This is a genomic window from Citrobacter sp. W9 (assembly GCF_026719375.1).
Lineage (GTDB): Bacteria > Pseudomonadota > Gammaproteobacteria > Enterobacterales > Enterobacteriaceae > Citrobacter > Citrobacter werkmanii.
Window position 1 is genome coordinate 126831 of record NZ_JAPPTE010000009.1, and the last position, 22274, is coordinate 149104.

The following is a 22274-nucleotide window of genomic DNA, read 5'->3' on the forward strand; positions in this document are numbered from 1 at the left end:
GCGAACGATGGGGATAGCGTTACCCCACCAACATCCAGGTCGCCGGAACTGCAGCAATAAGCAGCAGGCCGATCAGCGCCATCTCCTGACGTTTTAATACATTTTCATGCGCGTGTGTTTTACGGGCATAAAGGAAAACCAGTAGTCCCGGCGCATATAGCACCACAGACAGCAGCAGGTGCATCGGACCTGACGCATACAATAACCATATGCCATAAATGCTCGCACCGACACCGACGGCTTTATGCAACGGACGGGTAGCGATTTTCAGCAAAAATGCGCCGACCAGCAAATAGGGCACCAGAATCATCTCTGAGGCAATAGTCAGTAGCGTATTGTAGTCGGAACCTGTGAGCCAGATCAGCACCAGACAGATTTGGACGCAGATGTTGGTCAGCCACAGCGACGCGGATGGCGCACCCTGCGCATTCTGACGCGCGAAAATCCGTGGAAACGCTTTGTGGGTAGCGGCGAGGAATGGCACTTCCGCCGCCATAATCGTCCAGCTTAAATAGGCACCGCAAACGGAGACAATCAGACCCGCGGCAATAATAATTTCGCCCCATGGTCCCATCATTTTTACCATCAGACCGGCCATTGATGGGTTGCGGATTTCTGCCAGTTCTGGACGCGCGACAACACCCAGCGACAGCAGTGTGACCAACAGATAAACGCCCAGCGCGGCAAGCACCGCCAGCAGCGTGGCGCGTCCGACATCGCGTTTGTTTCGTGCGCGGGCGGAAACCACCACTGCGCCTTCCACACCGATGAATACCCAAAGGGTAATGAGCATAGTGTTTTTGACCTGCTCCCAGACGGGGACGCCCAACGCGACGCCGGTAAAATCCAGACTGAAGGTATCGAGCTTAAACAGCATGAACGCCAACACGATAAACAGGCCAAGCGGCAGCAATTTGGCCAGGGTCGCGACCAGGTTTATGCTGGCTGCGGTTTGCACCCCACGCAGCACCAGAAAGTGGACGATCCACAGCAGCATTGATGCGCCAACAATAGCCTGCCAGGTATTACCATCGCCAAAAAGGCGTAATTCCGGCGTATCGGTAAAGAAGCTGAGCGCAGAGAAGACGATAACCAGATACGAAACGTTAGCGATAACGGCGCATAGCCAGTATCCCCATGCAGAGCAGAAGCCAATCAGTTCCCCGAAACCTTCGCGCGCGTAGGTAAAAATGCCACCGTCCAGTTCAGGTCGGATACGCGTCAGGATCAGCATGGCAAAGGCGAGTAGCAAAATACCCGCACCGGTAATCGCCCAACCAATCAGTAATGCAGCCGGGCTGGCAACCGCCGCCATATTTTGTGGCAGGCTGAAAACACCAGCGCCGAGCATTGAGCTTAGAACCAGCGCGGTCAGTGCGCTCAGACCCAATTTCTTTTCCATTTGTATCCAGTTACTAAAACGAGAGTGAGAGAATAATTATTTTGGCAAACCGCATAAAAATGGTGAAAGCCACTAAGGCGCGGGATTTTACGGAGAGAAGAGAACGCATGCAATGGGGATAGAGAGATTTGTGACTAATAGTGTGAAAAGTTGTCTTAATATTCGTGTTTTTTGTTCGGGCTGAGGGCTTAACAAGGGAAAATTATCAGGCCTACAAGCGCTGCAGGCCTGATAAAGCATAGGATATTACTTATACAGATCAGCGCTGATGGTCATGTTGTTACCACGTTCTGACCACTGGCGAGTAATGTGATAATACTTCGCGCCTTTCTTCGCTGCGCGCTTGGCAACCTGATAAGAGACTTCGGTCATATTGCCGTAGTTACCGGTGAACTTGATGCTGTCGAACGGAACCATCATGGCAGCAGTCGCTTTGTTCAGCTCTTCAACTTTCGTGCCATCCGGCAGCGTGACGGTGTAACGTCCACCTTTGGTGGATTGCGTTTCGAAGAAGCGACCAACTTCAGCACTCGGAGATGCGGTAGTCGCAACGCCCGGGATCTCAACTTTCTTCGCGGCTTCACCACCTGCAGCTAATGCGGCGCGACCGGCATCAGAATCAGCCGGGATTGCATCAGGGCTTTGTACTACGCGTTTTTTCGCATCCGCTTTATAGATGAATGCGGTAATACGCTGGTTACCACCCTGGTTGGCATCGACCTGGCGAACGATATAGAAGGAGTAAGCCCCTTTTTCTTTCGCCGCTTTGGTGATGGCATCATTCACTTCAGGCTGGCTGCGGTAGAAGCCCTGTACCGTAACGGTATCGTAAGGTTCTATCAGAACGGCCTGATCTTTAGGTAACTCCATCACACCGTTAATAATACGGTTTTTGGATGCTTCCGCTTTTTCAGCGTCGGCTTTATAGATGTCGGCTACAACGCGCCAGTTACCGCCACTGCCAAAATCTGAGGTATCAACAACATAAAAAGAGGCTGCACCGTCTTTATCTGCACGACGTGATACGGCATCCACCGCGTCACCGATCGCATTAAAACGACCGGTAACCACAATGCGGTCATAGGGTTTCAGGGCAGCAGCTTGCTCCGGCGTCAATTCTGTCGCTGCATTTACAGAAAAAGCAGTCGCAGAAATAAGTGCGGACGCCAGGAGAGTGTTCTTAAGCTTCATAAAAATAATCCTTCGCCTTGCGCAAACCAGGTACTGGTATTGTTATTGACTAGAAACGTCGCTGATTATTGCATTTAAATTGTGTCAGTGTCTGCGTCATTTTTCACTCATCGTGCCACAGGGTGTAACAGTGTCGATAACATTTTGTGATATGTCCAAAAATTCGGCGTTTGGAGGCTAAAACTGATAAAACAGTTGAATTTCATAAGTTAATTTAATGTTAATCAATTGTTCTCTGGTGGCGCTTAATCATGTTTTGCCGCTTCGCTTGAGCGAATTATCAGCCATTGCGGGCTATTTAAAGGGCATTATCCCTGTCTGCTGGCGAATTCATCCCTGTTTTGCGAATTTCATAATAAATACTGTTTTTTGGCGCTAGATCACAGGCTCCATTTTCAGTAGGTTATACAGAGTTTGTTACTGTTTTATTTTATTGAGGTAACACTGACCTCTTTCGAGAGTGCGCGCATGCCTCTTGTAAACATTGATAAACCATCATCAAAAATACAGATGGAAGGGAACATTATGCGAATTGGCATACCAAAAGAACGGTTAACCAATGAAACCCGTGTCGCAGCTACGCCGAAAACGGTTGAGCAGCTGCTAAAGCTGGGTTTTAGCGTCGCGGTTGAAAGCGGCGCAGGTCAACTGGCGAGTTTTGACGATAAGGCGTTTGTGCAGGCAGGCGCAGAAATTGTTGACGGCAATGCTGTCTGGCAGTCAGAGATTATTCTGAAGGTCAATGCACCGGAAGAGGCGGAAATTCCCTTGCTTAATCCGGGCACGACGCTGGTCAGTTTTCTTTGGCCTGCGCAAAACCCGGAGCTGCTGCAAAAGCTTGCAGAGCGCAATGTGACAGTGATGGCAATGGACTCCGTCCCGCGTATTTCGCGTGCGCAGTCGCTTGATGCCTTAAGCTCGATGGCGAATATCGCCGGCTATCGCGCCATTGTTGAAGCCGCCCATGAATTTGGCCGCTTCTTTACCGGACAGATCACCGCCGCGGGTAAGGTTCCGCCTGCCAAGGTCATGGTGATTGGTGCGGGTGTGGCAGGGCTTGCGGCGATCGGGGCGGCAAACAGCCTGGGCGCTATCGTCCGTGCTTTTGACACCCGTCCGGAAGTGAAAGAACAAGTTCAAAGTATGGGCGCTGAATTCCTCGAACTGGACTTTAAAGAAGAGGCGGGCAGCGGCGACGGTTACGCTAAGGTGATGTCCGAAGCCTTCATCAAAGCCGAGATGGCGCTTTTCGCCGCTCAGGCAAAAGATGTCGACATTATCGTTACAACGGCATTGATTCCGGGTAAACCTGCGCCGAAACTGATCACCCGTGAAATGGTTGATTCGATGAAAGCGGGGAGTGTAATTGTCGATCTCGCCGCGCAAAACGGCGGTAACTGTGAATATACCGTGCCTAACCAGGTGACCACCACCGAGAACGGTGTGAAGGTTATCGGTTATACCGATTTGCCTGGTCGTCTGCCGACACAGTCTTCCCAACTGTACGGTACCAACCTCGTCAACCTGCTCAAACTGTTGTGCAAAGAGAAAGACGGCAACATTACCGTTGATTTTGACGACGTGGTGGTGCGTGGCGTGACGGTGGTTCGCGAGGGTGAAATCACCTGGCCTGCGCCGCCGATCCAGGTTTCAGCTCAGCCGCAGGCTGCGCCAAAAGCGGCTCCCGCGCCGAAAGAAGAGAAAAAACCGGTTTCACCATGGCGTAAATATGCGCTGATGGCGCTGGTAGTCATTTTGTTTGGCTGGCTTGCCGATGTCGCCCCGAAAGAGTTCCTCGGTCACTTTACGGTGTTCGCGCTTTCCTGCGTGGTGGGTTACTACGTGGTCTGGAATGTGTCGCACGCGTTGCATACTCCGCTGATGTCTGTGACCAACGCCATCTCCGGGATTATCGTTGTCGGCGCGTTGTTACAAATTGGCCAGGGTGGCTGGGTGAGTTTCCTGAGCTTTATCGCGGTGCTTATTGCCAGCATTAATATTTTCGGTGGCTTCACCGTGACTCAGCGCATGCTGAAAATGTTCCGGAAAAACTAAGGGGTAACATATGTCTGGAGGATTAGTTACAGCTGCATACATTGTTGCCGCGATCCTGTTTATTTTCAGCCTGGCGGGACTTTCGAAACATGAAACCTCCCAGCAGGGTAACAACTACGGTATCGCCGGGATGGCGATTGCACTGATTGCGACGATTTTTGGCCCGGATACCGGCAATGTTGCCTGGATCCTGGTGGCGATGATCATCGGCGGCGCGATTGGTATCCGCCTGGCGAAAAAAGTCGAGATGACCGAGATGCCGGAGCTGGTGGCGATTCTGCACAGCTTCGTTGGTCTGGCGGCGGTACTGGTGGGCTTTAACAGCTACCTGTATCACGACACGGGCCTGGAACCGATTCTGGTGAACATTCACCTGACAGAAGTGTTCCTCGGTATCTTTATCGGTGCGGTGACCTTTACCGGTTCCGTGGTGGCCTTTGGCAAACTGCGCGGCAAGATCTCCTCTAAACCGCTGATGCTGCCAAACCGTCACAAAATGAACCTCGCGGCGCTGGTCGTTTCCTTCCTGCTGTTGGTGGTGTTTGTTCGTACTGAAAGCGTTGGCCTGCAGGTTCTGGCGCTGCTGGTGATGACCATTATTGCGCTGGCCTTTGGCTGGCATCTGGTGGCGTCCATCGGTGGTGCAGACATGCCGGTAGTCGTTTCAATGCTCAACTCCTACTCCGGATGGGCGGCGGCGGCGGCGGGCTTTATGCTGAGCAACGATCTGCTGATCGTTACCGGTGCGCTGGTAGGTTCGAGCGGTGCGATCCTGTCTTACATTATGTGTAAAGCAATGAACCGTTCGTTCATCAGCGTAATTGCGGGCGGCTTCGGTTCTGATGGCTCATCTACGGGTTCTGATGAAGAGGTGGGTGAACACCGGGAGATTAATGCAGAAGACACAGCAGAAATGCTGAAGAACTCGCATTCCGTGATCATCACTCCGGGCTACGGTATGGCTGTGGCTCAGGCGCAATATCCGGTGGCGGAAATTACTGAGAAGTTGCGTGCCCGCGGCATCAAAGTGCGTTTCGGGATCCACCCGGTAGCAGGGCGTTTGCCGGGTCATATGAACGTGCTGCTGGCGGAAGCCAAAGTGCCATATGACATTGTGCTGGAAATGGATGAAATCAATGATGATTTCGCCGACACCGATACCGTACTGGTTATTGGCGCCAACGATACGGTAAACCCGGCGGCGCAGGATGACCCACGCAGCCCGATCGCCGGTATGCCAGTGCTGGAAGTGTGGAAAGCGCAGAACGTTATCGTGTTTAAACGTTCAATGAACACCGGCTATGCTGGCGTACAAAACCCGCTGTTCTTTAAAGAAAACACCCATATGCTGTTTGGCGATGCCAAGGCCAGCGTGGATGCGATTCTGAAAGCGCTGTAATCGTTAGCTAAAAGTAAGACGGCCTCTGCGGAGGCCGTTTTTTTAAACGTCCAGCTTCCGCTGGGTGATCCATTCCACTCGAGCCGGATCTCGATGCGAGAAAAACGCGCTGCTTCCGCTATCCATGGCGGCAATTTGCGTCATTTCTTCCGGGGTCAAGCTAAAATCCAACACCTGAATATTTTCGGTCATACGCGTTTTACGCACGGTTTTCGCCAGTGAAATAATTCCGCGCTGATAAATCCAGCGCAGCACGATCTGACCGATGCTTTTGCCATATTTTTCCCCAATAGCCGCTAAAACCGGGTTCTGAAACAGGTCATTACGTCCCTCGGCGAACGGTGCCCAGGCTTGTGGTTGAATGTTTCTGCTCTGCATCCAGGCAACCGCATGTGGCTGTTGATGGAATGGGTTTACCTCAATCTGGTTTACGGCAGGAATCACGCGATTGAAGGCCATTAAATCAGCCAGTCGATCCGGATGAAAATTACTCACGCCAATCGCACGGATTTTTCCTTCCTCATATAACTCCTCCATAGCGCGCCAGGCACCATGTACATCTCCATAGGGCTGATGGATTAAATAAAGATCAATATAATCAAGCTGAAGGCGTTGCAGGGACCGCGTAAATTGCGCCTTTGCGCCGGAATAGCTTGCATCTTGTAACCACAGCTTGGTGGTCACGAAAAGCTCATTACGTGGCACACTGCTTTGCCTGAGTGCGTTCCCTACTTGAGTTTCATTCAGATATGAGGCAGCGGTATCAATCAGGCGATAACCTGAATCAATGGCATCCCGTACGGCTTGCTCGCATTCGGCGGCATCGGTCATTTGATAAACGCCAAAACCAAGCAGGGGCATCTCAACACCGTTATTGAGTACTTTTGTATTCATGGGATTCTCCTGAGCATTCATCTTTGTATTGACCGCAGATTAGCAATTTTTTGTGGGTACTATTAGTCTGTGAATCCCGCATGGACCTATGAGTTAAATTCATTTCTGGATAGCAAATACTGGAGTGGAATCACAGTATCTGCCGCTAATGTTGCCATTATTCATGATTATGATTCATAAACTTATGCCGTTTTTAGTCTCTAATCACCGCAATACGTCGCATATATACTGTGGTCTGTTTCTTCAACATGACAGAGCGCTATGCGTAAAAATAAACTGGCATCGCCGGTGGCTACAGCAAGCCACACCGGCCTTACTTTTATTCTGATCCTCAGTGGCCTGATGGCCTTTACCTCACTTTCTACCGATATTTATCTTCCGGCAATGCCGACAATGGCCACGGATTTACATGGCAATGTAGAACTTACGATCACCGGATTTTTGGTAGGTTTTACTATCGCACAGCTGATTTGGGGACCGATTAGCGATCATCTGGGCAGGCGTAAACCGCTGTTTATTGGCATGGTGCTTTTTATCATCGGGTCTGCAGGATGTGCGATGTCTACAAGCATCACGCAGATTGTTTTCTGGCGGGTATTTCAGGCCCTTGGCGCCTGTACTGGACCTATGCTGGCCCGGGCAATGATCCGCGATCTCTTTGCGCGTACCCGTGCGGCGCAAATGCTCTCGACGCTGGTGCTGATAATGGCGATTGCGCCGATAGCTGGGCCATTGATTGGCGGGCAAATTATTCGCCTGAGCACCTGGCACGCAGTTTTTTGGCTGCTGGTGCTGATTGGCGCGTTAATGTGTGTCTCTTTATGTTGGCTACCAGAAACACTGCCTGAAGCAAAACGGGTAAAAGCTTCTCTGACGGGCGCATTTCGTAATTACCGTTCCCTGTTATCTAATGGGCGCTTTATGCGCTACACCCTGAGCCTGACGTTTTATTACGTCGGCGCGTATGCGTTTATTACCGGATCGCCATTTGTTTATATTAGCTATTACCATGTTGATCCTCAGCATTATGGCTGGCTGTTTGCGCTAAATATTGTCGGCGTCATGGCGATGAGCGTGGTAAACCGTAGGCTGGTGCAACGACATCCCCTGGAGCAACTGCTGAAATATGCGACGATGCTGGCGGCGCTGGCTGCGGTTGCGCTTGCCCTGTTGGTTAAGCTGGAGTCCGGGGGAATTGTGGCCATTATCATTACCATATTCCTGTTGTTCTCGATGAACGGCATTATTGCGGCTACCTCAACGGCCGCAGCGCTGGATGCGGTACCGAACATCGCTGGTTCAGCCTCCGCGCTGATTGGCGCATTACAGTACGGTAGCGGGATTATCTCATCATTACTGCTGGCCGCTTTCAGTGATGGCACGCCATGGACCATGGCGTGGATAATTGCGTTATTTACGCTGTTGAGTGCCACCCTGGCGTTACGAGCTAAACGATAAACGAAAGCCCCGCGCAGGCGGGGCGACAGTTTACGCTTTGTTGAGATCGCTAAGCAGAACGGCAATGCTTTGCCCGCCGTTGGTTTGCTCAAGCGCAATTTTGACGATGATGGTCAGCGGGACAGAAAGCAGCATCCCCACAGGTCCCAGCAACCAGCCCCAGAAGATCAACGACAGAAACACCACCAGCGTGGACAGCCCAAGACCACGTCCCATAATCCGCGGTTCGAGGATATTCCCAAACACCAGGTTAATGACCAGATAACCCGCCAGCACCACCAGGGCGTCGTAAAGACCGCTAAATACCAGCACCTGAGCAATAGGTGGGATGGCTGCCAGCACGGAACCGATATTAGGAATATAGTTGAGGGCGAAGGCCAGCAATCCCCAGACAAAGGCAAAGCGCACGTCGAGGGCGGCGAGCATGCCCCAGGCGACCAGTCCGGTCACAATGCTGATTGCCGTTTTTAGTACCAGATAGTGCGATACGCTGTCGATGGCGCGTTGAATCGCTGCCATTCCCTCAATAGGCCGGCTCATCATTTGTTTCAGTTTGTTGGGCAGTTGCGGGACTTCCAGCAGCATAAAAACCACCGTCAGCAGCAGTAAAAATATCGATGACATGGCATTAGACAGCTGCGCCAGCAAATTAGTGACCAGCGTCATTGCCGCGTTCGGATCGATGTATTTGACGAGCTCATCCACCGAAACGCCTATCCCTGCGCGCTGTAGCCAAGGCTCGAGATTTTTCAGCGGGATAACCAGTGAAGAACGGTATTGCGGTAGCGTCCGCGCAAGCTCATTTAAGGATGTACCTAAGTAGGCTAATAGCAGCACCATTAGCATTACAATAATTACGATCAGCAATGACACTGCGAATACGCGCGGTATGCGAAGTTTCACCATGCGTTGCACCACAGGGTTCAGCACAACGGCAATAAATAATGCCAGAATAAAGGGCACGATGATATCTGCGGCAAAGCGGATGCCGCTCAGTATGATAACCAGCATGCCCAGCATAATGACTATTTTTAGCCCGTTAAGCGTGATGATCGGTTTCGCCATGTGTATTCCTGTGCTTTTACTTTTTGAATCTGAATAATAATGTGATTTGCGTCGAGGCGTTATAACAAAAATCAAACGGGGCTGGTAAAGAAGTGAAAAGGCTTTGAGTTCGTAATGAACCTATGATACAAATCATCTGTGTTTAACTACCGAGGACAATTATCATCCGCGATGATGAGAAGCAACACTGCGGATAATTGTAATATTATGGACAATATGTTCAGGATGTTTTTGCTTTTACCTACACTTCTTCGTACCTCTTCCACTTTCCTGCTTGCGGGTGAGCAACACTGGCGCAACGCGCTTTAGTCCCTTCTTCTGCCTGAGCTGGCGCTGTGCGCTGAGCTAACTGATTTTATTTTTTGGTTTACTGCATGCAGTAAGCCCAAAGGACTATATTCTCAAGCAGGAGAAGCATCATGTTTTACTGGATATTATTAGGTCTGGCCATCGCGGCTGAAATTACCGGTACGCTGTCAATGAAATGGGCGAGCGTGGGCCATGGTAATTCAGGCTTTATTTTAATGCTGGTAATGATCGCCTTATCGTATATTTTTCTCAGTTTTGCCGTTAAAAAAATTGCCCTCGGCGTAGCTTATGCCTTATGGGAAGGTATCGGTATTTTATTTATTACGCTGTTCAGCGTGCTGTTATTTGACGAAACCTTGTCCACGATGAAGGTGGCTGGTCTGGTCTCTCTGGTGGTAGGTATTGTGCTGATTAAATCCGGTACACGAAAGCCTGCCAAAGCGGGCAGAGAGGTGACCCATGCAGCAGTTTGAATGGGTTCATGGCGTCTGGCTTGGCATGGCTATCGTTCTGGAAATCGTGGCTAACGTCTTTTTGAAGTTTTCTGATGGTTTTCGCCGTAAGGCTTATGGCGTGCTGTCGCTGGCTGCAGTTTTAGCGGCTTTTAGTGCGCTGTCGCAGGCGGTAAAAGGTATCGATCTCTCCGTCGCCTATGCCTTATGGGGCGGATTCGGGATTGCCGCGACGTTAGCCGCAGGCTGGGTGCTGTTTGGTCAGCGTCTGAACAATAAAGGTTGGATCGGCGTGGCATTGCTGTTGGCCGGAATGATCATGATAAAACTGGCCTGATAAAAGTGCTGCCCGTTAATACGGGCAGTATGCGTTATCCCTTGGCCAGCGCTTCCAGTTTGTCGCGAAATCCGGTCACGGAAATCGCGCGGTTATCTGCCCGCCAGCGATCTTTCGCCGCCGGAGCGGAGCTTTGTACGCCAATCAATTGCCAGCCGGAATCCGTCTTCAGCATCAATGGCGACCCACTGTCGCCCGGGAGCGTATCGCACTGATGTGACAAAACGGTATTTTGCGCCCAGCCGGTTACCACGCAATCCTGATGCGTGTACAAATCGTCAAGATGATCTTCCGGATAGCCTGACTGCGTGACTTTACGATCCGCGGTTTTCAGCGCCGCGGTTAACGCCGCTTTATCACCTTCAAATAATGGCAGCGGTGTGATACCGGAAGGTGGATAACGCAACACCACCAGACCAAAATCCCATGGGGCGGCGGAGGGGGGCACAATCCAGCCATCACCATCGGCTTTTAAACGTTTGCCGAGCGAAGGATCAACCCGGCCTTCAATTCCGTGGATCTCATAACGCCAGATACCCTTTTTCGACACGAAGCGTAACGCCACGGCTTTATCAGGTTTACCTTTTGGCGGCGTAAGTAAGCAGTGTCCGGCAGTCAGAGCCAGATGGGGTGAAATGAGCGTAGCGGTACACAGGTTACCGCTGGCGGTTTCCAGTTGTCCGATAGCGTCCCATGGTGATTGCGTTGGGTCAGTCACCTTAATGCGATCGTCATGTCCAAAAAACAGCGTTTTTATATTTTCTGCTTCAGCGCTGGACGTTGCTGGCTGTTCCGCATGCGCAACGACAGGAGTTAAACAAATTGAACCCAGTAACACAGCAATGGTTTTATGCATATCACACTCTGGTGGGGAATTATGATTTTTAACAGCAAACCCTCAGTTAATACTATAGACGGGACGGCGGGAAAGTGGGAGTAAAATCAGATAACTACACTCAGGAAAGATAAAAATGCATGGCGATGAGGGCACAAATAATCAGGGCCGTAAGAATGAACTCAAAGCGGTAATGTGACACCATTTTACCCTCCGAAAGGCGGCGCCAAATCTGAATGATTTAGCGCCGTATGCTACGGCGTGGGGGACGCCATAGTGACTACAGGTGTGTTATGCGGCTGGCTGAGCGGCTGGTTTAGCGGAGTTGTGTTTCACAGGTTTTTTGGTGTGTTTTTTAGCGGCCTGAGCTTTTTGCTCTGGTGCTTTCTGTTCTGCGGCAGGCTTGGTGGCTGCTTTTTTGGTGTGTTTTTTAGCGGCCTGAGCTTTCTGTTCTGGCGCTTTCTGTTCTACCGCCGGTTTAGTGGTGGTTTTTTTGGCGTGTTTTTTGGCAGCCTGTGCTTTCTGCGGTGCAGCTTTGTGCTGTTTTTTATGATGGGTGGTTTTCGCCGGGGCCGCTTTTGTTGTTGCAGCAGTTGGCGCGGTGGTAGCAGTTGTTTCAGCAGCAAATGCAGCAGAAGACAGACCCATAGCAGCGGCAACAACCAGAGCTAATACTTTTTTCATTCTCATACCCTCGATTTGGTTTTTCATTCAACCCCACTGCGGGGCCGTTGAAATAACTATATCGCTGTAATCACTGGGCTTCCGTGAGTCATTGGTATCGGCGTGTAACGATATGTACAATGACTCACGGCATGAGATTACAAATAACGGGCTTCCAGGTGAGCGCGGAAATAGCGGCTGCTGAGCGGCTCTCCGGTGGCCTGGGTAATGAGTTGTTCAGTGGTAAAACGACTGCCATGCTGCCAGATATTTTGGCGTAGCCAGTCAAAGAGGGCGCTAAACTCTCCCTGCGCAATGGACTGGTTCAGATCGGGCAATGCGCGGTGAGCTGCGCTGAACAATTGCGCCGCATACATAGCGCCTAAAGTGTAAGACGGGAAGTAGCCAAAGCCGCCGTCGGTCCAGTGAATATCCTGCATACAGCCATTGCGATAATCCCCCACCGTTGACAGTCCAAGCCAGGCCTGCATCTTCTCATTCCACAAGGCCGGAATGTCATCCACTTCAATGTCACCGTTAATTAACGCTCGCTCGATTTCATAACGCAGGATCACGTGAGCAGGGTAGCTCACCTCGTCGGCGTCAACGCGGATAAAACCGGGTTTTACCTGCTGGTTCCAGGCAATGAAATTGCTCTCTTCAAACGCTGCCTGGTTGCCAAAATGACGCGTCACAGCCGGAATGAGTCGCGTCAGGAATGCTTTACTGCGTCCCAATTGCATCTCAAAGAACAGACTTTGCGACTCATGAATGGCTGTTGAGCGTGCCAGAGCGATAGGTTGTCCTGACCAGTTACGCGGCAGATTTTGCTCATAGCGGGCGTGACCCGTTTCATGAATCACGCCAAACAGCGCGCTGAGGAGTTCATTTTCGTCATAGCGGGTCGTAATGCGAACATCTTCCGGCACGCCGCCACAGAAGGGATGCGCGCTGATATCCAGTCGTCCAGCGGTAAAGTCGAATCCTAACTGCGCCATCGTTTCCAGCCCCAGCTCTCGCTGTACAGCAGTCGGGAAGGGGCCAATTGGGGCGATAAGCGTTTGTTGAGACTGTTTTGCCACTGCCTTGCTAAGGAGATCGGGCAGCCAGCTTTTCACATCTGCAAACAGGACATCCAGTTGGGCGCTGGTCATCTCTGGTTCAAAGATGTCCAGTAGCGCGTCATAAGGTGAGCAACCTTTAGCGTCTGCGCGCAGTCGGGCTTCTTCGCGGCTGTATTTCACGACCTCTTTCAGGTTCTCGGAAAAACCCTCCCAGTCATTCGCGGGTCGCTGGCTGCGCCAGGCATGCTCACAGCGGCTGCCCGCCAGCGACTTTGCTTCTACCAGTGATTCAGGCAGCAGGGATGCCTGGTGATGCAGTCGCGACATTTCGCGCAAATTCGCTTGCTCAACATCGTTAAGGTCTTCCTGTTTTGCTGCGGCGATCCACTTGGCTACTTTCGCGTCGGTTAACAACTGATGCTCAAGTACGCTCAGTTCAGCCAACGCTTCGCCGCGGGCTATGCTGCCGCCCGGCGGCATCATGGTAAACATGTCCCAACTGGCGATGGCCGAAAGGTGAGAGAAGCGAGAGAGCCGCTGGAACGTGCGGGTGAGTTGATGGTAATTATCATTGTTACTCATTTTTTGTTCTCGTTCTGTTTAGGTGTGGTTAAGAAGTTTACCGTGAATCATTCACTTTTCATAAACACACCTTTGTATCCGCTTTTGCGTAACCACTTTTTATAGCGAAATACCAGCAGCACAATAAAACAGGAGGCGTAGATAATAGGGGACGGTGACAACACTTTGACCGACCATAGGTAATGAACCGGGAGTAAAATGGCAGTCAGGTAGACGTAGTTGTGCAACGTTTGCCAGCGTTTGCCCATTTTACGCTGTGCGGCCTGCGTGGAGGTCAGCGTCAGCAGGAGTAAGATAACCCAACCCGTCATGCCCAGCGTGAGCCATGGCCGTGAAACCAGCTCTCGCCCCAACAATCCCAAATTTTGTATACCCAGCTCTAAAAGCGCATAGCTGGTCAGATGCAGTGTGGCCCAGGCAAAGCACCATAATCCTAACAAGCGTCGGGTACGAAACAGCAAAGGCTGCTTTGCATAGCGTGCGAGCGGCGATACCAGCAGGGTAGCAAGCAAGAATTTTAGCGCAGTAATGCCGGTAAAATGCTGAATGTCTTTCCCGGGATCGGCGCCCAGCGCACTCTGTTGCACTGCCCAGAAGAGCCATAGCAGGGGTAAAAAACCGGCGAGATGCAGTAGCACTTTCAGGCCGGTTATCTGCTTTGCCGTTAATCTCACTTAAAAGTTCTCCCGTAGATCCATACCCCGATATAAAGAAGCCACCTCATTGGCGTAACCGTTAAAAAGCAACGTCGGCTGGCGTTGTACATCGAGAATCCCGCCGGAACCGATAAAACGTTCCGTCGCCTGAGACCACCGGGGATGATCGACATGTGGATTAACATTGGCGTAAAAACCGTATTCGTTCGGCGCTGACATATTCCAGGTCGTCGGCGGGCGCTCACGTGTCAGCTTGATACTGACGATCGATTTAATACCCTTGAAGCCATATTTCCAGGGGACCGTCAGGCGTATCGGCGCCCCGTTTTGCGGCGGCAATGCTTTGCCATACACGCCCACGGTCAGAAGGGTAAGAGGGTGCATGGCCTCATCCAAACGCAAACCTTCAACATAGGGGTATTTCAACCCACCACCAATGAAGCGATCTTTCTGACCGGGCATTTCATCGGGGGCGTAGCGTGTTTCAAAGGCAACGTATTTGGCGTCGCTGGTGGGTTCAACCTGCGCCAATAATTTATGTAAGGGAAAGCCAATCCACGGCACAACCATCGACCACGCTTCAACGCAACGCATCCGGTAAATACGTTCTTCTAACGGAAAACGTGTGGTCAGCGCATCATGATCCAACGTTAAGGGTTTGTTCACCTCACCGCTGATGGTTAATGTCCAGGGATCGGTTTTCAGGCTACCGGCATTGGCGGCAGGATCGGCCTTATCCAGACCAAATTCATAGAAATTGTTATAGCCCGTTACCTTGTCTTCCGGCGTCAGGGGTAGTGTGCTTTGCCAGGCATCCGGTTTTATGAACTCAAGCGGTTTCCCCGCCGGTGCAGGCGCGCGATCGTTACCCTTAAACCAATTCAGTAGATTCGCCTGCGTCGGGGAGGAGAGAGAAGCGGCTGCAGCGCCTATTCCAAGCGCTTTGAGGACCTGTCGTCTTTGCATAAAAAAAACTGATTCGGCGGTAACATCAGCTTCCCGAAGTGGACGTTTTTTCTGCATAACTGTTCCTTTTTATTTTCATGTTAGGGAAAACAAAGCGACGTTTCCCTGTTGATGCGTGACTTTCTGTAACGACATCCTGGATCCAGGCGTATCCCAGGATCCTCACGAAAAGTTAAAAATTTTGTGATAACTTCCGCCCCTTGCCTGAGGTAAGCTTTCAGTACAACGAGAGGGGATGACACTGATGGCCGGCGCAAAAAAGATATTTTTGGTGGAAGATGACAGCGATATTGCCTCACTTTTGCAGCTTAGCCTGAAGGATGAGGGATATGAAATTATCCATGAGGCGGATGGAACGCGCGCGCTTGAACAACTGGAAAAACATGTCTGGGATGCGGTTATCCTCGATTTGATGCTGCCGGGTGTCGATGGTCTGGAAATATGTCGTCGCATTCGTCAAATGAGTTTCTATTTACCCGTCATCATTATTAGTGCCCGCACCAGTGAAACTCACCGCGTTCTGGGGCTGGAGATGGGAGCCGATGATTATTTAGCCAAACCTTTCTCCGTACTGGAACTGATGGCCCGCGTGAAGGCGCTGTTTCGCCGTCAGGAGGCGATGAGTCAGAATCTACGTTTGGAGGCGGGGATCATTAGCGTCCATGGCGTGGAGATTGATCCCTTAGCCCGAGAAGTCCGCCAGCATGGCAAATCAATCGATTTGACGCCCCGTGAGTTCGATCTGCTCTATTTTTTCTCTCGTCATCCCGGCGAGGTTTTTTCGCGTCAGGCGCTGTTAGATCATGTGTGGGGCTACCAGCACGAAGGGTATGAGCATACGGTGAACAGTCATATTAATCGTCTGCGGACCAAGATTGAAAAAGATGCTGCTGAGCCGGAAATTATTCTCACCGTTTGGGGACGAGGTTATAAGCTTGCGGCGAATAACGCGGAGCATCAGTCATGATTTATCGACTGTCTTTAAGCCAGCGGCTGACCCTGGTATTTACCGCGATTATGTTGATTTGCGCGGTAGCCGTCAGCGTTGTCCAGCTACGTAATAGTCAAAAATATGGCGACGCCATGGTGCAAAGGCTGTCGCTGGAACTGGCGAGCAAGATTGTCAAAAGTGAGTCACTGATTGATACCCGCGGGCAGATCAATCGACAGACGTTAAAAGGACTGTTTAATCACCTGATGACGCTCAATCCAAGCGTCGAACTGTATCTGGTTTCACCAGCAGGTGACATACTCGCCGATGCCGCACCGCCCGGGCATATTCAGCGCCAGAAAATTACCGTGCAGCCGATTCAGGATTTTCTAAATTCGGATGCTTTGCCAGTGTATGGCGATGATCCGCGCAGCAATCAGCAGAAGGTCTTTAGTGCGGCGCCAGTGATGCTTAACGGCCAACTGCATGGTTATCTGTACATTATTCTCCAGGGCGAAAATCTGCATATGCTGGCAAATACTGCCTGGCAGAAAACGCTCTGGAACACGGTGGCAGGAACGTTAATTCTGGTTTTATTAGCCGGCGGAATTGCGGGCTTACTGGTGTGGCGATGGGTGACGCATCCGGTAAAAAGGTTGACCGCGCAGGTGGTCAAAATGGAGCAGGACAGTATTAGCGTCATTAAGCAGTTGGCGCAGAAAAAGCCCGATCCGTCACCGGGGAATGAAATTGCGTTGTTGAACAATGCGTTTATAGAGCTGGCACAGCAAATTGCGCAGCAGTGGGATCTGTTAGCTGACAGCGATCGCCAGCGCAGAGAGTTTATTGCCAATATATCTCATGATTTACGCACGCCGCTCACCTCGCTGCTGGGCTATCTGGAAATGTTGTCGCTGAAAGCCGACACGATAACGCCAGAGGAAAACAGGCATTATCTTAGTATCGCGTTGCGCCAAGGGCATAAGGTTCGCCATCTGTCACAACAACTGTTTGAGCTGGCGAGGCTGGAGCACGGCGGCATAAAACCTCAGCGCGAACGTTTTGCTTTTGGCGAGTTGATCCAGGATGTGGCGCAGAAGTTTGATCTCCCTGTTGCCACACGCCATTTGCAGTTACACCTTGATGTGATGGGGCCGTTACCGCTGGTAAATGCCGATTTATCGATGATGGAAAGGGTGGTGACGAATTTGCTGGATAATGCTATCCGCCATACGCCTGACGGGGGGGATGTATGGCTAAAAATCTGGCGTGATGAAGACCGACTGGTCGCAGAGGTGCAGGACAGCGGTCCAGGCGTGGAAATGGGGGTACGCGAAGTGTTATTTCAGCGCCCAACCGCGTTAACTCCCCGTGAGCAGCGCGGCGGTCTGGGATTGCTGATTGTGCGAAGAATGCTTGAACTGCATGGCGGCGATATCAATCTGGTTAATTCAACGGCAGGCGCGTGCTTCCGCTTTTGGTTGCCGCTGACGGATTCTCCATACATAGGGTAAATGTTGGTAGGTTGTCAGTGATAATGAGAATTTTTATCATATATAGATAACTCATCATCTTATACTCGACAAGTGCAAGGAGATTGTATGTCACAGGATGTCGACAACCAATATATCGCCCGGACCAAAGCCGTTGCTGGCTGTTTTTCTATGTTTTTGCTGATGTTTGGCCTCACGTTTACCCCGTTGTTTTTTCCCGCAAGCCAGGAGCTGCTCGCCAAAGGATTACTCTTCCCGCTGTTGTTTATGCTGGAATTTATCGTATTGGTTCCGCTGTATTATTTCTTCTTCAGGAAAAGAGAAGGGCTGGGCAAAGGGATCTTCAATGCCCGCTGGTTTGGCATTTTATTTGCGGCCCTGCTTTTTATTCAGCTTATCTTGCCGTGGTTGATAGGTCTCAGACAAACCGAAGCGTGGGTAACCAGCCAGATATCTTTAAACAACTACGCGCTGTGGTTATCCACTCTGACCCTGATATTTTTTGCGCCAGTTTATGAAGAAATTGTTTTCAGGGGCTGTTTATTCAACGCATTCCAGTATTGGTTCAATAATAAAACCTGGCTGTCGTCAGTCGTGGTATCGATCATTTTTGCCGTGATGCATACCCAGTATGTGGATCTGCGCACGCTGCTGATGCTGTTTCTTGTGTCGCAGGTTTTAATCCTTGCCAGACTGAAAAGCAACGGACTGTTGATGCCGATGACGCTGCATATCGTGATGAACGGGACGGTTATTGTCCTGCAAATGGCCGCGTCTTCATAAGTGATGATGCCCGAAGCCGGGCATCCTTGATTAAACGTGCAGACGATGGTGCAAACGCGCACCGACCAGCAACGCCAGCACCAGCATCAGGGCGATAAATCCGCCCACGCCGTTCCAGCCGTAGCTATGCCAGAACACACCGCCCAGCGTACCGGCAATACTGGAGCCCAGGTAATAGCTGAACAGATACAGGGAAGAAGCCTGGCCTTTAGCGCGTTTTGCTCGTGGTCCAATCCAACTACTTGCCACAGAGTGCGCGGCAAAGAACCCGGCAGAAAAGAGCAGCATCCCGGCGAAGATCAGCCATAGTGAGGTAAACAGGGTCATCAATAGCCCAAAAAGCATCACGCCGGTTGAAACGATCATCACCGGGCCGCGGCCATAGCGGGTGGTCATGGAGCCTGCTTTCGGTGAACTCCAGGTCCCGGTCAGATATGCCACGGATAACAGGCCGACAACAGCCTGACTGAGTTCCCACGGAGAGAGCATCAGGCGATAGCCGATGTAATTAAACAGTGTGACAAACGACCCCATCAGCAAAAAACCTTCCGCAAACAGTAGCGGTAACCCTCTGTCGCGCCAGTGCAAACGGAAATTGATGAACAATGATTTAGGTCGTAGCGACGTGGGCCTGAAATGACGGGACTCTGGCAAAATTTTCCAGAACATCAGCGCGGAGGCGAGGGCAAAACAGCCGATCGCCGCCAGCGCGATACGCCAGTTGAAAAAGTCGGTGAATACGCCGCTGATCAAGCGACCACTCATACCGCCAATTGAGTTGCCACTGATATACAAACCCATTGAGAAAGCCACGAAGCTGGGATGAATTTCCTCACTCAGATAGGTCATCCCCACCGCCGCCACGCCGCTCAGCGACAGACCGATCAGCGCGCGCATGATTAAAATCCCGTGCCAGCTGGTCATCATTGTTGAAAGCAGCGTACAGCAGGAGGCGAGTAGCAGTGCCGTAACCATTACCGGCTTACGACCTATCGCATCGGAAAGTGGGCCAGTAAACAGTAAACCGATGGCCAGCATTGCCGTAGAGATGGAAAGCGAAATACTGCTGCTGGCAGGGGAAACCCCAAACTCGTGCGAGAGCACCGGCAGTATGGGCTGCACGCAATAGAGCAGGGCAAATGTCGCCAGCCCGGCAGAAAACAGCGCCAGCGTAACGCGCATAAAAGGGGATGTACCGCGTTTGATAAAACCATCCGGCAGGGTAACGCTCTCGTCAATATCGCTTGCCGGCGCGGTATCGACCGTTGTTGTACGACTCACTTGGAATCCTTGCTTAATATTTTGCTACTACAGGACCAGCCTTAAGAGTATGAAAATCCCAATATTCTGTCTAATATATTAATAATCTCAAATAATATTTTAAAAATATGAATATCGAACTTCGTCATTTACGCTACTTCGTGGCGGTTGCGGAAGAGTTGCATTTTGGTCGGGCGGCAGCGCGGCTGAATATTTCGCAACCACCGTTAAGCCAGCAGATCCAAATCCTGGAACAACAGATTGGCGCCCGGTTATTGGCGCGAACTAACCGTAGCGTGGCCCTCACTGCCGCCGGAAAACAGTTTCTGGCGGACAGCCGACAGATCCTTAGCCTGGTTAATGAAGCCGCCGCCCGGGCAGAGCGTTTGCATCTCGGAGAAGCAGGGGAATTGCGTATCGGCTTTACGTCATCAGCGCCGTTTATCAAAGCGGTGTCAGATACGCTCTCCCTGTTTCGCCAGCGCTATCCTGTGGTGCATATGCAAACCCGCGAAATGAATACGCGCGAGCAAATTGCCCCACTTAACGAAGGCACTCTGGATCTGGGGCTTATGCGCAACACGCAACTCCCGGAAACGCTGGCGCGAGAGGTTATTCTGCATGAACCGCTGATGGCGATGATCCCACGAGCGCATCCGTTGGCGCAAAAGCCCGTAGTGACGCTGACTGAGCTGGCTAATGAGCCATTTGTCTTTTTTGACCCGCATGTGGGAACGGGGTTGTATGACGACATTTTGGGCCTGATGCGTCGCTATGACCTCAAACCGACGATTACTCAGGAGGTAGGCGAGGCGATGACCATCATTGGGTTAGTGGCCGCGGGGTTGGGCGTTTCGATCCTGCCCGCTTCCTTTAAACGGGTGCAACTGTATGAAATGTGCTGGATCCCGATAGCGGAAGAAGATGCCGTCTCCGAAATGTGGTTAGTCTGGCCTAAGCATCATGAGCAAAGTCATGCCGCGCAACGTTTTCGTGAACAACTGCTGGCGGCGGTCCAGGCGATTAATTTAGTTTAAATATGGGTGAAAATGTGCAGTAAATCACAAGGCTAAGTAAAAAGTTGACGGAAGCCATTGAAGTGCTTCACCATAGCCCGCAGATTATTTCGGAGCGCGAAAATAAAGGGAGTAAGTGGTGGTTGCTGATAGTCAGCCTGGGCATATCGATCAAATTAAGCAGACCAATGCGGGCGCGGTCTATCGCCTGATTGATCAGCTGGGACCGGTATCGCGTATTGATCTCTCTCGCCTGGCACAATTAGCGCCTGCCAGTATTACCAAAATTGTCCGCGAAATGCTTGAAGCCCACCTGGTACAAGAGCTGGAAATCAAGGAGGCAGGGAGTCGTGGGCGTCCGGCCGTGGGGCTGGTTGTCGAAACCGAAGCCTGGCATTATCTATCCATTCGCATCAGTCGCGGCGAGATTTTTCTGGCGCTGCGCGATCTGAGCAGCAAGCTGGTGGTTGAGGATTGCCTGGAAATGGCGCTGGTCAGTGAAACACCTCTGCTGGCGCGTATCATTACCCAGGTCGATCAGTTTTTCATCCGCCACCAGCAAAAGCTGGAACGCTTGACCTCCATCGCCATCACGCTACCTGGCATAATCGATACCGAAAACGGCATCGTACATCGCATGCCGTTTTACGATGATGTCAAAGAGATGCCGTTGGGCGAAGCGCTCGAAAACCATACCGGCGTGCCGGTCTATATTCAGCATGATATCAGCGCCTGGACCATGGCGGAGGCGCTTTTTGGCGCGTCACGTGGCGCACGCGATGTCATTCAGGTCGTTATTGACCATAACGTCGGTGCAGGGGTGATAACCGACGGTCATTTACTGCATGCCGGGAGCAGTAGCCTGGTGGAAATTGGTCATACGCAGGTGGATCCTTACGGTAAACGCTGCTATTGCGGTAATCATGGCTGTCTGGAAACTATCGCCAGCGTCGACAGCGTGCTGGAACTGGCGCAGGTGCGGCTGAAGCAGTCAATGAGCTCTTCACTGCATGGACAACCGTTAACGGTAGACGCACTGTGTCTGGCGGCGATGCAGGGTGATTTATTGGCAAAAGATATCATTAGCGGCGTCGGGACCCACGTCGGACGCATCCTTGCCATCATGGTGAATTTGTTCAACCCGCAAAAGATATTGATTGGTTCTCCGCTCAGCAAAGCGGCGGATATACTGTTTCCCACCATTGCTGACAGCATTCGTCAGCAGGCGCTCCCGGCGTATAGTCAGCATATTGTGGTCGAAAGTACGCAGTTTACCAACCAGGGAACCATGGCGGGGGCTGCGCTCGTTAAGGACGCGATGTATAACGGTTCTTTGTTGATACGTCTATTACAGGGTTAACATTTTTTAACTGTTGTACGAAAAATTGCGCTATCTCAAGCTGATTCCGGTCGTCATACCTTAGACTTTCTCCACTGTTTTATTTTCCTGACTTATATTTTCA

21 protein-coding genes are annotated in these 22274 nt (G+C 51.3%); 11 read left to right on the plus strand and 10 right to left on the minus strand.

Annotated elements, in window-relative coordinates; all coding sequences use genetic code 11:
* Positions 1-19: 19 nt before the first annotated feature.
* Entirely contained in the window at positions 20-1402 is a 1383-nt protein-coding gene (locus tag OOJ59_RS14790) for an amino acid permease (RefSeq protein ID WP_038640468.1), read from the minus strand.
* 246 nt (positions 1403-1648) lie between these two features.
* Positions 1649-2593, minus strand: coding sequence for a DUF1471 family protein YdgH (gene ydgH / locus OOJ59_RS14795; RefSeq protein WP_069324179.1), 945 nt, complete (start codon positions 2591-2593; stop codon positions 1649-1651).
* Between the two features lie 525 nt (positions 2594-3118).
* Here ydgH and pntA point away from each other — a divergent pair.
* Both pntA and pntB read left to right on the plus strand, forming a co-directional pair.
* Entirely contained in the window at positions 3119-4648 is a 1530-nt protein-coding gene (gene pntA, locus OOJ59_RS14800; protein WP_085049552.1) for a Re/Si-specific NAD(P)(+) transhydrogenase subunit alpha, read from the plus strand.
* A 10-nt stretch (positions 4649-4658) separates the two neighbouring features.
* Positions 4659-6047 (plus strand): Re/Si-specific NAD(P)(+) transhydrogenase subunit beta, encoded by a 1389-nt coding sequence (pntB, locus tag OOJ59_RS14805; protein WP_038640472.1) that lies wholly within the window; start codon positions 4659-4661, stop codon positions 6045-6047.
* 42 nt (positions 6048-6089) lie between these two features.
* Here pntB and OOJ59_RS14810 read toward each other — a convergent pair whose 3' ends face one another.
* A complete protein-coding gene (locus tag OOJ59_RS14810) occupies positions 6090-6941 on the minus strand; it encodes an aldo/keto reductase (RefSeq protein ID WP_160956384.1) in 852 nt (283 codons plus the stop codon).
* A 261-nt stretch (positions 6942-7202) separates the two neighbouring features.
* Between OOJ59_RS14810 and OOJ59_RS14815 the strand changes: the two genes are divergently transcribed.
* Positions 7203-8399 (plus strand): multidrug effflux MFS transporter, encoded by a 1197-nt coding sequence (locus tag OOJ59_RS14815; protein WP_160956383.1) that lies wholly within the window; start codon positions 7203-7205, stop codon positions 8397-8399.
* Between the two features lie 30 nt (positions 8400-8429).
* Here the strand turns inward: OOJ59_RS14815 and OOJ59_RS14820 are convergent, their stop codons facing one another.
* Complete coding sequence (locus OOJ59_RS14820) at positions 8430-9464, minus strand: AI-2E family transporter (RefSeq protein ID WP_085049342.1); 1035 nt, start codon at positions 9462-9464, stop codon at positions 8430-8432.
* Between the two features lie 138 nt (positions 9465-9602).
* Between OOJ59_RS14820 and OOJ59_RS28240 the strand changes: the two genes are divergently transcribed.
* From OOJ59_RS28240 to mdtI, 3 genes are all read left to right on the plus strand, one after another.
* Positions 9603-9773, plus strand: coding sequence for a protein YdgV (locus tag OOJ59_RS28240; protein ID WP_006684635.1), 171 nt, complete (start codon positions 9603-9605; stop codon positions 9771-9773).
* Positions 9774-9880: 107 nt separating this feature from the next.
* The gene (gene mdtJ, locus OOJ59_RS14825; RefSeq protein WP_160956389.1) at positions 9881-10246 is read left to right on the plus strand and encodes a multidrug/spermidine efflux SMR transporter subunit MdtJ; all 366 of its coding nucleotides are present in this window, start codon (positions 9881-9883) and stop codon (positions 10244-10246) included.
* Positions 10233-10562: a multidrug/spermidine efflux SMR transporter subunit MdtI gene (gene mdtI / locus OOJ59_RS14830; RefSeq protein ID WP_160956382.1), complete on the plus strand. Its 330-nt coding sequence runs from the start codon at positions 10233-10235 to the stop codon at positions 10560-10562. Before mdtJ ends, mdtI begins: the two co-directional genes overlap by 14 nt.
* Before the next feature lie 34 nt (positions 10563-10596).
* Here the strand turns inward: mdtI and OOJ59_RS14835 are convergent, their stop codons facing one another.
* From OOJ59_RS14835 to msrP, 5 genes are all read right to left on the minus strand, one after another.
* Positions 10597-11418: a trypsin-like serine peptidase gene (locus OOJ59_RS14835; RefSeq protein ID WP_038640479.1), complete on the minus strand. Its 822-nt coding sequence runs from the start codon at positions 11416-11418 to the stop codon at positions 10597-10599.
* Positions 11419-11688: 270 nt separating this feature from the next.
* Entirely contained in the window at positions 11689-12081 is a 393-nt protein-coding gene (gene asr, locus OOJ59_RS14840) for an acid resistance repetitive basic protein Asr (RefSeq protein ID WP_193157045.1), read from the minus strand.
* 137 nt (positions 12082-12218) lie between these two features.
* Complete coding sequence (locus tag OOJ59_RS14845) at positions 12219-13706, minus strand: carboxypeptidase M32 (protein ID WP_160956380.1); 1488 nt, start codon at positions 13704-13706, stop codon at positions 12219-12221.
* Between the two features lie 47 nt (positions 13707-13753).
* Entirely contained in the window at positions 13754-14380 is a 627-nt protein-coding gene (gene msrQ, locus OOJ59_RS14850) for a protein-methionine-sulfoxide reductase heme-binding subunit MsrQ (protein ID WP_137351570.1), read from the minus strand.
* Positions 14381-15385 (minus strand): protein-methionine-sulfoxide reductase catalytic subunit MsrP, encoded by a 1005-nt coding sequence (gene msrP, locus OOJ59_RS14855; protein ID WP_137351571.1) that lies wholly within the window; start codon positions 15383-15385, stop codon positions 14381-14383.
* A gap of 187 nt (positions 15386-15572) precedes the next feature.
* Between msrP and OOJ59_RS14860 the strand changes: the two genes are divergently transcribed.
* From OOJ59_RS14860 to OOJ59_RS14870, 3 genes are all read left to right on the plus strand, one after another.
* A complete protein-coding gene (locus OOJ59_RS14860; RefSeq protein WP_160956388.1) occupies positions 15573-16295 on the plus strand; it encodes a response regulator transcription factor in 723 nt (240 codons plus the stop codon).
* The gene (locus OOJ59_RS14865) at positions 16292-17773 is read left to right on the plus strand and encodes a sensor histidine kinase (RefSeq protein ID WP_160956379.1); all 1482 of its coding nucleotides are present in this window, start codon (positions 16292-16294) and stop codon (positions 17771-17773) included. The genes OOJ59_RS14860 and OOJ59_RS14865 overlap by 4 nt, the downstream gene beginning before the upstream one ends.
* Positions 17774-17860: 87 nt before the next feature.
* On the plus strand, positions 17861-18535 hold the full coding sequence (locus tag OOJ59_RS14870; RefSeq protein WP_042308544.1) for a CPBP family intramembrane glutamic endopeptidase: 675 nt from the start codon (positions 17861-17863) through the stop codon (positions 18533-18535).
* Between the two features lie 30 nt (positions 18536-18565).
* Here the strand turns inward: OOJ59_RS14870 and OOJ59_RS14875 are convergent, their stop codons facing one another.
* On the minus strand, positions 18566-19816 hold the full coding sequence (locus tag OOJ59_RS14875; protein ID WP_038640493.1) for an MFS transporter: 1251 nt from the start codon (positions 19814-19816) through the stop codon (positions 18566-18568).
* Between the two features lie 107 nt (positions 19817-19923).
* Between OOJ59_RS14875 and OOJ59_RS14880 the strand changes: the two genes are divergently transcribed.
* Positions 19924-20832 carry a LysR family transcriptional regulator gene (locus OOJ59_RS14880; protein WP_038640495.1) on the plus strand — a complete coding sequence of 303 codons (909 nt, stop codon included), beginning with the start codon at positions 19924-19926 and terminating at the stop codon, positions 20830-20832.
* A gap of 118 nt (positions 20833-20950) precedes the next feature.
* Positions 20951-22171, plus strand: coding sequence for a sugar metabolism global transcriptional regulator Mlc (gene mlc / locus OOJ59_RS14885; protein ID WP_085049336.1), 1221 nt, complete (start codon positions 20951-20953; stop codon positions 22169-22171).
* Positions 22172-22274: the final 103 nt, after the last annotated feature.